The following is a 13,713-nucleotide window of genomic DNA, read 5'->3' as shown; positions in this document are numbered from 1 at the left end:
AGTCACTGAAAGAGGCCAATGAAAAAGGCGCGCGGTTCACGACACGCGCGCCATCAAAGCCTCATTGTCACACAGCGCTTTCGCTCGCGTTTGCGGCTGGCGGATATGGCGCGAGCAACGCGGGGAGGCGGCCTTTGCAGCGGCCTTTGCAGCGCCCTTTAAAACGCCCTTTGAAGCGCCCGGAAGAATGTCAAACGATTGCGTCAGTCATACGCCGACATTTCGACCAGCCCTGCGCTAGCCGCCGCGCCTGCGCCGCGCACGGCGCACGTCAGCGGCTCGTCAGCGACGCGCACGTCGATGTGCAGTTCGTTGCTGAAGTAGCGCGCGAGATTGCCGAGCAGCGCGCCGCCGCCCGTCAGCACGATGCCCGCGTCCGCGATATCGGTGACGAGCTCGGGCGGCGCGTTTTCCAGCGCGGCCTTCACTGCCCCCAGCACCTGACGCAGCGGTGCCGCGATCGCCTCGACGACATCCTGCGTCGACAGCTCGACCGTGCGCGGCAAGCCGTCGTCGATGCCGCGACCGGTCGCGCGCATCGTGTCGGGCGGCACGATCGCGAGCGCCGAGCCGATCGTCTTCTTCACGTGCTCGGCCGTCTGCTCGCCGAGCAGCACATGGAAGTTGTTACGCACGTGCTTGATGATGGCCGCGTCGAACTGGTCGCCGCCGACGCGGATCGAGCCCGTGTACGCGGTGCCGCCCAGCGCGATCACGCCGATCTCCGTCGTGCCGCCGCCGATATCGACGACCATCGATCCCGTCGCCGACGACACCGGCAAGCCCGCGCCCACGGCCGACGCGAGCGATTCGTCGATCAGGCTCACTTTGCGTGCGCCGGCGGCCGCCGCCGCCTCGCGGATCGCGCGACGCTCGACCTGCGTCGCGCCGGACGGCACGCAGATCGTGAACGACGCGCGGCGCGCGAAGAACGGCCGCGGACGCGCCATTCCGACGAACTGCCGGATCATGTGTTCAGCCGCCGAGAAATTGGCGATCACGCCAGCCCGCATCGGGCGCACCGCTTCGAGATTGACGGGCGTGCGCCCGAGCATCTGCTTCGCCTCGTCGCCGACCAGCGCGACGCGCTTGCGCCCCGCCGCAGACTCTTGCCTGTCAAAGCACACCACCGACGGCTGATTGAGCACGATGCCACCGTCGTCGGTGTAGATCAGCGTGTTGGCCGTGCCGAGGTCGACCGCCACGGAGTCGCTGAACAGGCGTCCAAAAACCGATTGCGCATGCGATCTGGCCATAGTCAGGCTCTTTTAAAAGTGTTGAGCTGCCGGGTCGGCAGCGAAAATGTCAAACCGCGAGCAAGCGTTGCGGCAGTGCGTCGGAAAGTTTTTCCGGCCCTTGAGCGCATATCGGCAGATACCTGGCGAACTTTAGGAATATTGATTCAAGATGTCGCGCAGCCGCGCGAGCGGCCGTGTCGACGAGTCTCGTGTGTGCGTTTGCGATGAAGGCGTTTCAGGTCCGCGCGAGCGGCGTGAGCGCGCGCATCAGCGCTTCGCGTGCGAGTTCGACGCCGTCGCCGGAAATCGTATGGCCGACGCCCGGCAGCGCGAATGCTTCGACGTCGAAGCCCGCGTCCGTCAGCGCGATCGCGGCGCGTTCGGTTTCCTGCACGGGAATCACGGCGTCGTTTTCGCCGTGGATCAGCGTCACGGGCGTGGCGCTGCGTGTCACGATGGGCGACGCGAGCCGCCCCGAAAACGCGACCACGGCGGCCGCGCCCTGCGGATTCGTCGCCACGTGATGCAGCGACATCATCGAGCCTTGCGAAAAGCCCACGAGCGCAAGCCGGCCGTAATCGAGAGCCCAATGCGCGAGTTCGGCATCGAGCATTTTTTGCAGCGCGGGCCATCCGGCCGCGACGCGCCCCGGACGGTTGCCTTCGTCGACGTCGCGCAGGCTGAACCACTGACGCCCGCCGAAGCCGCCGTCGAACGGCTCGCTGCCGTCGAGCGACGCGAACGCCGCTTGCGGCAGCGCTGCACGCCAGAGATCCGCGAGCGGAACGAGGTCCTGAGCATTGCTGCCGACGCCATGCAGCAGCACGACCAGCGCCGTCGCCGGTCCATCGGCGGGCGCGAGCCGCCAGCCGTTGTCGAATCGTTCCCAGGCCATCGCCTTCATCCTTTCATCTTGCGCGGCGTGCACCGCGGGCCTCTCCGCTGCCGTGTCACGCGCAGGCGGGAGCATACGCCGCGTGTCGCGATTTTGCGCGCGTTTTGCACAAAGCGTGTGTGGCGCCCAACAACTGACATCGACGGGCTACGCACCACTGGACAACGCATTTCTGTTCCGCTCTTCGGCACACGCAAAGTGCGGACCCGAACGCGCGGCTAAACACGCTCGTAAGCGCGGTCCCAACGCAACCGCGCAATCGCGCAACGCCGCCGCGATAGCGCGACAAATCCCACCGCCTGTGCAATCCGCCGGTGCCGATTGGCGCTTGCGACTATCATCGGCATGACGGGCCGTTAGCCACCGCCGACAAGGCCGTGCCGTCCGACGGCTTGCGCGTGTTCACCGCCGGAGATCCGCTTGAGCGAGCCGAACGATCCGAACCCGAACGATCCGAACCGACCGGGCCCATCGAACGATTCACCCTCCCCGCCGAAGCCCGCCGCGCCGCCGCCCGGGCCGCCTGCTCCGCCGCCGCTGCATGGCGGGCAACTCGTGCTCGCGACCTTCGCCGTCGCGCTGGCGACGTTCATGAACGTTTTGGACACTTCGATCGCCAACGTTGCGATCCCAACGATCTCCGGCAATCTGGGCGTTTCCGTCGACGAAGGCACGTGGGTCATCACGGTGTTCGCGGCATCGAACGCCGTGTCGATTCCGCTGACGGGCTGGTTCACGCAGCGCTTCGGGCAGATCAGGCTGTTCGTCGGCGCGATTCTCGGCTTCGTGATCGCGTCGTGGCTGTGCGGCGTCGCGCCGTCGCTGCCCGTTCTGCTGCTAGCACGCGTGTTCCAGGGGGCGGTGGCCGGTCCGCTGATTCCGCTGTCGCAGGCGATTCTGCTGAACTCGTGGCCCAAGGAGAAATCGTCGAGCGCGCTCTCGCTGTGGGCGATGACGGCGACCGTCGGCCCGATCGCGGGCCCGGCGCTCGGCGGCTGGATCACCGACAGCTACTCGTGGTCGTGGATCTTCTACATCAACATTCCCGTCGGCATCTTCGCGGCGGGCGTCACGTGGATGATCTACCGCACGCGCGAAACGCCGACGCGCAAGCTGCCCATCGACGTCGTCGGCCTCGGCCTGCTGATCACATGGGTCGCATCGCTGCAGATCATGCTCGACAAAGGCAAGGATCTGGACTGGTTCGGCTCGCCCGTGATCGTCGCGCTCGCGGTGACGGCGCTGATCAGCTTCTCGTTCTTTCTCGTGTGGGAGTTGACAGAGCCGAATCCCGTCGTCGATCTGCGGCTCTTCACGCAGCGCAATTTTCTGGGCGGCACGATCGCGATTTCCGTCGCGTACGCGGTGTTCTTCGGCAATCTCGTGCTGTTGCCGCAATGGATGCAGGAGTATCTGAACTACCGTTCCGTCGACGCCGGGCTCGTGACGGCGCCGCTCGGCATCTTCGCAGTGATCCTCGCGCCCGTGATGGGGCGCGTGCTGCCGCGCTCGGACGCGCGCATCATCGCGACGCTCGCGTTCGTCGGCTTCGCGATCGTGTTCTTCATGCGCTCGAAGTACGTGATCGAGATCGACACGTGGCACCTCGTGCTGCCGACGCTGCTGCAAGGCATCCCGATGGCGATGTTCTTCGTGCCCCTGACGGCCATTATTCTCGCGGGCCAGCCGGGGCCGAAAGTGCCGGCGGCGGCGGGCCTGTCGAATTTCGTGCGGGTGTTTTGCGGCGCAGTGGGCACGTCGATCGCGGGCACGACCTGGAACAACCGCACGATCCTGCATCACGAACGCCTGACCGAGCAGGCCAACGCGAACAACCCCGTGTTCGCGCAGCAGATCGACGCGGCCCAGACGCTGTTGCACGTGAGCCCGTCGACGTCGAATGCGATGTTCGATTTCACCGTGAACACGCAGGCCGCGATGATGGGGCTGAACGACATCTTCTATGCGTCGGCGATCATCTTCGTGCTGATCATCCCCCTCATCTGGATCACGCGGCCCGCGCGGGGCGGCGGCGGGGACGCCTCGGGCGCGCATTGAACGTGTATTGGACGAGCGAGCACTGACCGGGCGATGAACGCGCATTGGACGCGGATGCAAAGGCGCGTGCCTGCGAAGCGCCCCTCGCGTGTCAGCGGAAAAAGCGCGCGGGCGTTTCTCCGAGCGAGTCCCGAAACACCGCGATAAACGACGAAACATCGCTATAGCCGACCGCGAGCGCGACCTGCGTGACGCTCGCACCCGCGCCCAGACGCGAGAGCGCCGTCAACAGGCGCAACTGCTGACGCCACTGGCCGAACGTGAGCCCTGTTTCCTTCGTGAAGAGACGCGCCGCCGTGCGCGCGGTGATGGCCGCAGCCTCGGCGAAAACGTCGAGCACACCCTGCCTGCTGGGATCGGCCGCGAGCGTATCGGCGATATGACGCGCGCGCGGGTCGCGCGGATAGATCAGCGAAAGCGGCGGCACATGCGCGAGGCGCGGCAGACGGTCGGCGATCACGGCCATCAGGCGCAGCTCTTCGTCGTCCGCCGGCGCGTGCGGATCGAATGCCGACGCCGCGCCGAGCAATTCGTCCACCAGACGGTCGACGGCCACGACGCAACAGCGCGCGGGCACGAACGGCGCGCCCGCATCGACGTGCAGGACGCGCAGCACGACGGGCGCCGCCGATGACATCCCGTGCAGCACGCCCGGCAGCATCCAGACGGCGTGATGCGGCGGCGCGACCCACAGGCCGCCCTCCGTATGCACGCTCAGCACGCCTTGCGCAACATGGACAAACTGCGCGCGGCGCTGCGTCCGCCACGGCTGATCAAGTGCGCCGTGACGCGCGCCCAGCACGAATGCCGTCCGCGCGACAGAATCGGGATCGGTGGAAGCATCGCTCATCTGACTGTCCGTTTTGCCCTGTCAGGAACCGAAACCGACCAAGATTAGCACGCGCGATCTGCGGATGCCGCATCCCGGTGCGACGCCGCCTGTCACACAGTCACAGCTATGGAGAAACATCAAAGTCCGGCTGTCGCGTGACCTCGAGGCGGGCATGGTGATTATGAATTCCGGCTCGGTCGGCACGGATTCGGTGCCGTTCGGCGGCGTGAAGCAATCTGGGTATGGGCGCGAAGGCAGCCATTACGGAATCGAGGAATATGTGCACGTGAAATACACGCTGATGAGCGGTCTCGCCTGAACGGCGCGAGGCGCGAAATCGAGATGCCGCGCCTCGTGTCATCGCAGGCTCAGCGTACCGGTAACTGGGCCGCGTTCGCAGGGCTTGCGCACTGGACCTCGTGATTGCGCTGCCGGATGAGCTGGTCCTGCCGCAGTCCCCAGAAGAACGTGACGGCCAGACAGGGCAACAGCGACACGATCGAATACCCGACGCCCGCAAGCGGGTTGCCTGTCAGATTGACGAGCGAAAGACTGATCAACGGAAGGAATCCGCCGAAAAGCACATTGCCGAGCTGTTGCGACAATCCGAAGCCCGTTGTCCTGCTCTGCGGCTGAAAACACTCGGCGATGAACGCCGGCAACGGCGCCATGATCATCGCCGTCAACACGGCCAGCAGCGCGATGAGCAGCGTCGCCGCCGCCCAGCCGCCCGCGAGCGCATTCGTCCTGATGCCAGCGAAAGCCGGATACGCTGCAAGAATCCAGAGCACGATGCCGATCAACATGACGCGGGATCGGCCGATCGCGTCGGACAAACGACCGAACACGGGATAAAGCGGCGCGGCGACGACGATCGCGACACCGAGGCACAGATTCGCGCGCGAAGGATCGACCTTCAACACGTTCTGCAGGAAATACAGCATATAGACGATCGATGTGTAGAGCGACACCGATGTTCCGCCCTGGGCGCCGAACATCGCCACCAGAATCGCTTTCCACGACGTCGCGCTCGACAAGGTGTCCTGCAGCGGCGATTTCGACAGACGGCCAGCCTGTTTCATCTCCGCGAATACGGGCGTTTCGGTCATGCCGAGCCGAACCCATGTCGCCACCGCGACGATCGGCGCCGAGATCAGGAACGGGACGCGCCAGCCCCAGGATTCGAACGTCGATGCATTGAGCGCGAACTTCAGTACGGACACGATCGCCAGTGCCAGCAGCAGGCCGACGCTCGCGGTGCTCTGCAGCACGCTGGTCGCCATGCCTTTGCGGCCCGCGGGGGCATGCTCCATAACGTACACGACCGCAGAGCCGTATTCGCCGCCGAGCGCGACGCCTTGCAACACGCGTAGCGTGATCAGGCCAATCGGCGCAAGCACGCCGGCCGCCGCGTAGGTCGGCAGACAGCCGATTCCCACCGTGGCGACACCCATGATCGCGAGCGTGATGACGAACGTCTTCTTGCGTCCGACCCGATCGGCCATCGGGCTGAAGATGACCGTGCCCAACGGCCGCGCGACATACGCGATGCCGAACGTGGCGACGCCCGCCATCGCCGCGACCGTCCGGTCGGTCGAAGGAAGGAACAAGTGCGTCAAGGTCGACGTCAGCGCGACATAGACAAAGAAATCGTAATACTCGAGCATCGTTCCGAGGCTCGATGTGGCGATGATCCGCAGCATGCCGGGCTTTGGATTGCGGGCTCCGGAAGTCGTGGACATGGTCGTCTCCTCTGATTCAGTTTGTGAGGCCTCGCGCGATCGATGCGGTGGCCGTATCGGCGCATCACATGTGTGTGCGCTTTTTCGCCGCCTGTTGCTCGAGAAACCGGCCGACGGCCTCTTTGTGCTCGTGGCCGCACAACAGAATGGCCTGCATGCTTGCCGCCATGTCGAGCGTCGTCGACAGCGAAGCGTCGGCCGCTTCGCGCACGAGCCGCTTCGCCATGCGCAGTGCCGTCGGCGGGTTTTGCGCGATTTGCTTCGCCAGCGAACGGGCCTCGATGTCGAGCGCCTCCTCCGGCACCACCTTCGAGACGATGCCGAGGCCCCGCGCCGCTTCTGCATCGATGAACTCATTGGTCAACGTCAGTTCGAGCGCCTTCGCGTAGCCCACGATCCGCGCCAGGAACCACGATCCGCCGATGCCCGACACCAGCCCAAGCCGCAAGAAACTTTCTGCGAACAAGGCTTTCGTGCTCGCCAGGCGGATGTCGCACATCAGCGCGAGATCGCAGCCCGCCCCGACCGCGGCGCCATTGACCGCGCACACCGACGGCACGTCAAGCGCGATCAGTGCGCGCGTGATCCTGTGCAGGCTGCGAAGCAGGCGATCGCGTACCTCCCCGACGCTGCCGCTCATCAGATCGCTGCCGCTTTGCATGTCCTTCACGTTGCCGCCCGTGCAGAAGTGCCGCGACGACGAACGCAGCAGCACGCAGTGCACGTCGCGCCGGTCATTGACCTGCTCCAGCACGCCCGACAGCGCCTCCGCCATTGCGACGGTCAGCGCATTGCCGTCGCCCGGGCTGTTCAGCGTGAGCGTAAGCACGCCGGCATCGACGGACGACTCGACCAGTGAACTGGCATCATTTGGATAAGCTGACACGAAAAAGTCTCCTGATTGTTTCCCGGCCACTACCGGTTCTGGAATGCGGCCTGACGGCGTTCCAGAAACGCGGCCATGCCTTCTTTCTGATCGGCGAACGAAAAGCCCGCGTGAAATAGCCTTCGCTCGAACAACAGTCCCTCCGAGAGCGACGACTCGAATGCGCGGTTGACCGCTTCCTTGATGGCGACGATCACCGGCAGCGAATGACGCGCAATCTGTTCTCCGACGCGTATCGCTTCTTCGATCAACCGCTTGCGGGCGACGACCTTCGACACGAGGCCGTAAGCCAATGCTTCGCTGGCGCTAAGCGGCTCGCCGGTCAGACACGCGAGCATCGCGGTCGATTTGCCGACCGCACGCGGCAGGCGCTGCGTGCCGCCCGCGCCCGGCACGATGCCGAGCTTGATCTCCGGCTGGCCGAAAACCGCGTCGTCTGCGGCAATGACGATGTCGCACATCATCGCCAGCTCGCAGCCGCCGCCGAGTGCATAGCCGCCCACCGCCGCGATCAGCGGTTTGCGGGCCGTGCGGATGCGGTCCCAGCTACGGCCGATGTAGTCATCCGAGAACGCGCTCGCGTAGTCGAGCTTCGACATCGCGACGATGTCCGCGCCGGCCGCGAAGGCCTTGTCGGATCCTGTCAAAACGGTCGCGTGAACCTGAGGGTCGGTTTCATTGCGCAGCAGGACGTCGATCAGCTGGTCCATCAACGCGTCGGTCAGCGGATTGAGCGGATTGTCCGACGCCAGACGCACGAGCGCGACCTGCCCGCAGCGTTCGCTTCGGATCATCGCGGCGCTCATGCGGTCACCTTGCGGTCGTCGTCGCGGGTCTCGTGCGGTGCGCGGCCCACGCGGATCACGCCCGCGTTCAGCAGTCCGGCTATCTCGCTTTCGGCGAAGCCGTATCGCTCGAGCATCTGCATCGTGTGCTGGCCAGTCAGCGGCGCGGGCAGGTCCGGCGCGGCCGGGCGGTCGGACGGGCCAAGCGCGAAACCGTGCGTGCGCATCCTGCCGGCGACGGGATGATCGATCGTCCGCTCCAGCCCGCATTCACCGTACTCCGCCGATTCGACGACATCGCGGTACGTCGCCACGGGCGCGCAAAGAATGTCCCGTGCCGTGAGCCGCTTCATCCACTCCGCCGTAGTCCGTTCGATGAAATGCGCGGCGAGTATGTGATGCAGTGTCGCGCGATGGCGTACGCGATCGTCGTTGGTGGCGAACCTCCGATCGGCTTCGAGCGCCGGGCAAGCGAGCACCTCACATAGCGCGTGCCACCGCTCCGGATGGTAGGCGACGACCATCATCCAGCCGTCCTCTGTCGGGAACGCTTCGTTCGGACACGCATAAGGTGCGGCACTGCCGGTCTTTTCCGGCTCGCTCCTGGACGCGAAAAACGCGGCGAAACCGATCTGCTGCAGCATCAGCGTCGCGTTGTAAAGACTCACGTCCAGATGCTGCCCGCCGTCGCCGCTGCGGACCTGATGCAGCGCGCCGAGAATCGCGATCGACGCGAGATAGCCGCCCATCATGTCGGCGACAGGGATCGGGACTTTCAGCGGCTCGGCGTGCGTCGTGCCGAGCGTGCTCATCAGACCGCTGACGGCCTGAATCACGCCGTCGACGCCCGGCCGCGTACGATTCGTGCCCGTCTGACCGAATGCGGAGATCGAGCAGTAGACGAGCCGTGGATTCAGTTGCCGCAACGAGTCGAAGTCGAGTCCCATCGACGCCATCACGCCCGGCCGGAAATTCTCGACCAGCACGTCCGCCTCCCGCAGCATGCGGCGAACGGCCTGGCGCCCGGCGTCGGTTTTCAGATCGATCGCAACGCTGTATTTGTTCCGGTTGACACTGATAAAGGCCGGGCTTTCGCCGCTTATCCACGGCGGCCCGATCCGACGTCCGATCTCGCCATCGGGCGGCTCGATCTTGACGACGTGCGCACCGAGATCGGCGAGCGTCATCGAGCAGACCGGTCCGGCGAGGACATGCGAGAAATCGATCACCCGCACGCCGTTGAGGCTGTCTCTTGGCATTTGTGATTGTCCTGTCTCGTGACTCGCCACTGCAGCGAATCATGCCGACGAGATTACGTATTCGTCGGCATCTTGGACAATCGACAATTTCGAAACGAATCGTTGACTTTTTGTTAAAAGGGCATCGGCTCACCATCGCTAGTCATTGAGCAGCGTGAGCAGCCATCGGCGGAAAATCTCCAGCGCTTCCGATTGCGGACGCCCCGTCGGCCACGCGAAGTAGTAAGTGTGATGCCCGCGATCGAGCTCGAACGAAAATGGTGCGACCAGCGCGCCGCTTGCGAGCTCGCCGCGCACCAGCGCCTTCTGCGCGATCGCGACACCGTGCCCTTCTATGGCCGCCTGGTAGGCGAGCAGCGACGTTTCGTAGCGCATCTCACGGCGTCGCCCGTTCAATGGAAGACCCGCTGCCTTCAGCCACAACGTCCAGTCTTCTGGGCGCGCGAGCGTATGCAGGAGCGTTTCGCCCTGCAGTTGCGAGCGGGCCTTGACCTGTCTGGAAGGCGCCGCGACCGGCACCAGCTCGTTCGCGATCAGACGTTGCACGCGCAGGCCGGGCCATTTGCCGTCGCCCAACTGGATGCCGCCGTCGATGTCTTCACGCGCGAAATTCAGCGGAGCCGAGGATGTCGTCAGTTGAACATCGATATTTTCGTGCAGTCTATGAAAGCTCGCGAGACGCGGAATCAGCCAGCGCACCGCAAAGGTCGCAGGAGAGCGGATCTTGAGTACGCGGCTACGTCGCTCGGGCGAGCGCAGGCTGTCAGTGGCTGCGCGCAGCGATGCGAAAAGCGGCATCAGTTCCGCGAGATACCGCGCTCCCGCCGACGTCAGCTCGAGCCTCCCCTTCACTCGCTCGAACAGATCGACGCCAAGGTAGGCTTCGAGCGTGCGTACCTGCCGGCTGACGGCGGCAGGCGTGACGGCCAACTCGTCAGCGGCCTTAGAGATGCTCAACAAGCGTCCCGTCGCCTCAAATGCCCGTGTGGGATTCAGCGGAGGAAGCAGCGCACGACGTTCCATAGTCTGTCCGTGTAGAAGGATATTCGGATTGTGGCGCGAAATGCCCGAAGGAAGATCCGGGATGCTGCCACTAGCCGGATAGTGGAACACGGATGAACGAGACTGGAGCAAATGGCATTCGAACTGCGCGCAAATCGCGCTGAAATGACGGTCTTTGGTCGAGGGCGATGTACTTGCCGACCCGTTGCAGATGCTCAGGCCGCCGGGAAGTGAATGGCGGTTCATGGGGCTCTCCGGACGTCCTCATGCTCCCGTACGCATCATGACCGAATCCACCCCTCGCTATTCCACGCACCCCGGAGCCTTCACATCGAGGTGCAGCATCGACTGAGCCTTTAATTCGTAACGTTTACGGATTCTGCGCAAAACGCCTGGTGCCTGCAAACGGTTCGAGCCATTCCACGGCACAGTCGGTATAGATCTCGGTTTGAGGAGGACGCAACCCCTCCATGCTGTCGAGCGTGCCCGCCTTCACGATGATCTGCCCGGGCATCATCGCCGCTTTCGTGATGACAGGCGAGCCGCAATGCCCGCAAAAATGGCGATACGAAGGCTGTCCGCTATCGCCTCTGTCTGTGAAGACCATCGTCTCGCCCTGTTGCTCGTAGTCGGCTTCTCTGACAAAGAGATTGAACGAGAACAAGCTTCCACTTTGCTTCTGACAGTGCGTGCAATGACATATCGCGGCGGCCTGCGGCTCGCCCTTTAACACGTAACGTACGGCGCCGCACAGGCAGCCGCCTTTCCGATTCAGCATGGCCGTTCTCCCGATAGACGTCTTGCGTTTGCTCGCCGGTCGGTCTCAGACAGCGCCGGCAACCCGCACCAGTTTGCGATTGAGGAATTCGCCGATGCCGAGTTCCGACAACTCACGCCCGAAGCCCGAATTCTTGATACCGCCGAAGGGCAGACCTGGCGAGTCGGCGAAACAGGAATTGATGTACACCATGCCGGCTTCGATGCGAGACGCGATCTGTTTCGCGTGTTCGACATCGGTGTCGAAGACAAAAGCGCCCAGGCCGTACTTGCTGCCGTTGGCCAGCCGGATCGCCTCGTCCTCGCTGTTCACGATATAGAAGGACAGCACCGGGCCGAACGCTTCCTGCTGATAGAGCGGGTTGTCTTCAGCGATGTCCGTGATGATCGTCGGCTCCAGATAGAATCCGGGGCGCTCGACGCGCTTACCGCCATGGATGATCCGCGCGCCGGCCGCCTTCGCGTCCTCGATCTGCCTGAGCAACCCTTCCAGCGCGCGTTCGCTGACGAGCGGGCCGAGTGCCGTCGTCTCGTCCGTGGGATCGCCCACCTTGAGCGCCGCAAACCGCTCCTTCAACGCCGCCAGCATCCTCTCCCCGCGCTCCTTGCCCACCACGATGACGCGCTTGATGTTGACACAGCCCTGCCCCGAGTTGAACGTGCGGCCCATCACGCATTGTTCGATCGCGAGGTCGAGCGACGCGCCTTCGAGAATCAACGCGGGATCGCTGCCGCCCAGTTCGAGGATCACTTTCTTGAGATTGCGCCCCGCGCGTTCGCCTACAGAGGCACCTGCTCGCTCGCTGCCCGTCAACGCTACCCCGCGCACCCGGAAGTCGTCGATCAGTCTCGCGATCTGATCGACGCTGCAGAAGATATTGGTGTAGACACCGTCCGGCGCTCCCGCCTCCTCGAACAGCCGCGCGAATGCGAGCGCACACTGCGGCACGTTTTCGGCATGCTTCATTAGCACCACGTTGCCCGCGATCAGTTGCGGCGCGGCGACGCGGGCCAGCTGATAGTAGGGGAAGTTCCACGGCTCGATGGCGAGAATCGCACCGATCGGCTCCGCGACAACCGTGGCGCCTGGCTCGCCGGGCACGGGCTGCGGCGCGAGGAACTTCTCGCCGTGCGTGGCGTAGTAGTCGAGGATATCGGCGACCAGATCGATTTCCAGGTAACTGAAGCGCGTGACCTTGCCCATCTCCAGGGTCGGATAGCGCGCGTATTCGTCGCGCTTCTCGCGCAGGATCTGCGCGGCCCGCCCGACGATCCGGGCGCGTTCGGCCACCGATCTCAACTTCCAGTCCTCGTGATACCGCTTGTCCGCAGCGCTCAGCGCGGCAAAAACGTCTTCATCCGATTGCAGCGGATATTCCTTGACTACTTCGCCCGTTGCCGGATTGACAGTGCGGAAGCTCATACTCATCGACTCCTTTTTTTTTGCCTTTAGAACAAGGGATGACGGCCCGAATCGAGCCGGGTTTCATTGCGTTCAGTGGTGGTGATTCGAGGTCGCCGCCGTTTATCGGGTTCATCGAAGCGGGCTTTTGCGGCGCGCATCGCTTCATCGAAAGTTGCTTCGGTTGCCACATGGCGATGGTCGACGGAAACCAGCCAGTTGCCATGCGCAAGGCGCCACCTGATGCGCGAATCCTGCAGCATCAGCGAGAACCAGCGCCACAGGTTCGCGTCTTCCGAGTTGGCAACCGCGAGTCCATGCAGGCGGACAATATCGATCTGATTCAATAGCGTTTCCGGGCAATTCGGCATAGTGCGTTCATTGATGCGCGTTCAATTCAAGAACTAGCGATGGAACGCAATCGAACAGATCACCGACCAGACCGTAGTCCGCGACGCTGAAGATGGGCGCCTCTTCGTCCTTGTTGATCGCGACGATCACCTTCGAGTCCTTCATGCCCGCCAGGTGCTGGATCGCACCCGAGATGCCGACCGCGATGTACAGCTGCGGCGCGACGATCTTGCCCGTCTGGCCGACCTGGTAGTCGTTCGGCACGTAGCCCGCATCGACGGCTGCGCGCGAGGCGCCCATTGCTGCGCCCAGCTTGTCGGCCAAAGGCTCGAGCACCTTCGTGTAGTTCTCGCCGCTGCCCAGACCACGGCCACCCGACACGATGACGTTCGCCGACGTCAGTTCCGGACGGTCCAGCTTCGTCACTTCGCGGCTCACGAACTGCGAGATACCTTGGTCTGCCGCTGCTTCAATCTTCTCGACCGA

General features: G+C 64.1%; 13 protein-coding genes and 1 pseudogene. 2 read left to right on the top strand and 12 right to left on the bottom strand.

Annotated elements, in window-relative coordinates; translation table 11 throughout:
* Positions 1-203 precede the first annotated feature (203 nt).
* Together BN2476_RS26795 and BN2476_RS26790 are read right to left on the bottom strand one after the other, a co-directional pair.
* Complete coding sequence (locus BN2476_RS26795) at positions 204-1,256, bottom strand: rod shape-determining protein (protein WP_087737240.1); 1,053 nt, start codon at positions 1,254-1,256, stop codon at positions 204-206.
* A gap of 217 nt (positions 1,257-1,473) precedes the next feature.
* Entirely contained in the window at positions 1,474-2,133 is a 660-nt protein-coding gene (locus BN2476_RS26790; RefSeq protein ID WP_087737287.1) for an alpha/beta hydrolase, read from the bottom strand.
* Between the two features lie 537 nt (positions 2,134-2,670).
* Between BN2476_RS26790 and BN2476_RS26785 the strand changes: the two genes are divergently transcribed.
* A complete protein-coding gene (locus BN2476_RS26785; protein WP_438942903.1) occupies positions 2,671-4,191 on the top strand; it encodes a DHA2 family efflux MFS transporter permease subunit in 1,521 nt (506 codons plus the stop codon).
* A gap of 91 nt (positions 4,192-4,282) precedes the next feature.
* Here the strand turns inward: BN2476_RS26785 and BN2476_RS26780 are convergent, their stop codons facing one another.
* The gene (locus BN2476_RS26780; RefSeq protein WP_087737238.1) at positions 4,283-5,041 is read right to left on the bottom strand and encodes an AraC family transcriptional regulator; all 759 of its coding nucleotides are present in this window, start codon (positions 5,039-5,041) and stop codon (positions 4,283-4,285) included.
* Positions 5,042-5,168: 127 nt separating this feature from the next.
* Here BN2476_RS26780 and BN2476_RS26775 point away from each other — a divergent pair.
* Positions 5,169-5,342, top strand: a pseudogene (locus tag BN2476_RS26775) (aldehyde dehydrogenase family protein); the annotation flags it as partial.
* Positions 5,343-5,391: 49 nt separating this feature from the next.
* Here the strand turns inward: BN2476_RS26775 and BN2476_RS26770 are convergent.
* From BN2476_RS26770 to BN2476_RS48495, 9 genes are all read right to left on the bottom strand, one after another.
* Positions 5,392-6,765, bottom strand: a complete 1,374-nt coding sequence (locus tag BN2476_RS26770) for an MFS transporter (protein ID WP_087737237.1) — start codon at positions 6,763-6,765, stop codon at positions 5,392-5,394.
* 64 nt (positions 6,766-6,829) lie between these two features.
* Complete coding sequence (locus tag BN2476_RS26765; protein ID WP_087737236.1) at positions 6,830-7,651, bottom strand: enoyl-CoA hydratase-related protein; 822 nt, start codon at positions 7,649-7,651, stop codon at positions 6,830-6,832.
* Between the two features lie 29 nt (positions 7,652-7,680).
* Entirely contained in the window at positions 7,681-8,457 is a 777-nt protein-coding gene (locus BN2476_RS26760) for an enoyl-CoA hydratase-related protein (protein WP_087737235.1), read from the bottom strand.
* Complete coding sequence (locus BN2476_RS26755) at positions 8,454-9,695, bottom strand: CaiB/BaiF CoA transferase family protein (protein ID WP_087737234.1); 1,242 nt, start codon at positions 9,693-9,695, stop codon at positions 8,454-8,456. The genes BN2476_RS26760 and BN2476_RS26755 overlap by 4 nt, the downstream gene beginning before the upstream one ends.
* Before the next feature lie 138 nt (positions 9,696-9,833).
* Entirely contained in the window at positions 9,834-10,718 is an 885-nt protein-coding gene (locus BN2476_RS26750; protein WP_087737233.1) for a LysR substrate-binding domain-containing protein, read from the bottom strand.
* A gap of 349 nt (positions 10,719-11,067) precedes the next feature.
* Positions 11,068-11,475: a GFA family protein gene (locus tag BN2476_RS26745; RefSeq protein WP_087737232.1), complete on the bottom strand. Its 408-nt coding sequence runs from the start codon at positions 11,473-11,475 to the stop codon at positions 11,068-11,070.
* A gap of 45 nt (positions 11,476-11,520) precedes the next feature.
* Positions 11,521-12,897 (bottom strand): NAD-dependent succinate-semialdehyde dehydrogenase, encoded by a 1,377-nt coding sequence (locus tag BN2476_RS26740; protein WP_087737231.1) that lies wholly within the window; start codon positions 12,895-12,897, stop codon positions 11,521-11,523.
* A 26-nt stretch (positions 12,898-12,923) separates the two neighbouring features.
* The gene (locus tag BN2476_RS26735) at positions 12,924-13,223 is read right to left on the bottom strand and encodes a hypothetical protein (protein ID WP_235850978.1); all 300 of its coding nucleotides are present in this window, start codon (positions 13,221-13,223) and stop codon (positions 12,924-12,926) included.
* 31 nt (positions 13,224-13,254) lie between these two features.
* Positions 13,255-13,713 (bottom strand): electron transfer flavoprotein subunit alpha/FixB family protein (locus BN2476_RS48495; protein WP_235850977.1); only part of this gene is annotated, 459 nt, incomplete at its 5' end.

This window comes from Paraburkholderia piptadeniae, assembly GCF_900007165.1.
Classification (GTDB): domain Bacteria; phylum Pseudomonadota; class Gammaproteobacteria; order Burkholderiales; family Burkholderiaceae; genus Paraburkholderia; species Paraburkholderia piptadeniae.
The sequence above is the reverse complement of the archived record's forward strand: the minus strand, read 5'-3'. Positions and strand labels throughout refer to the sequence as shown.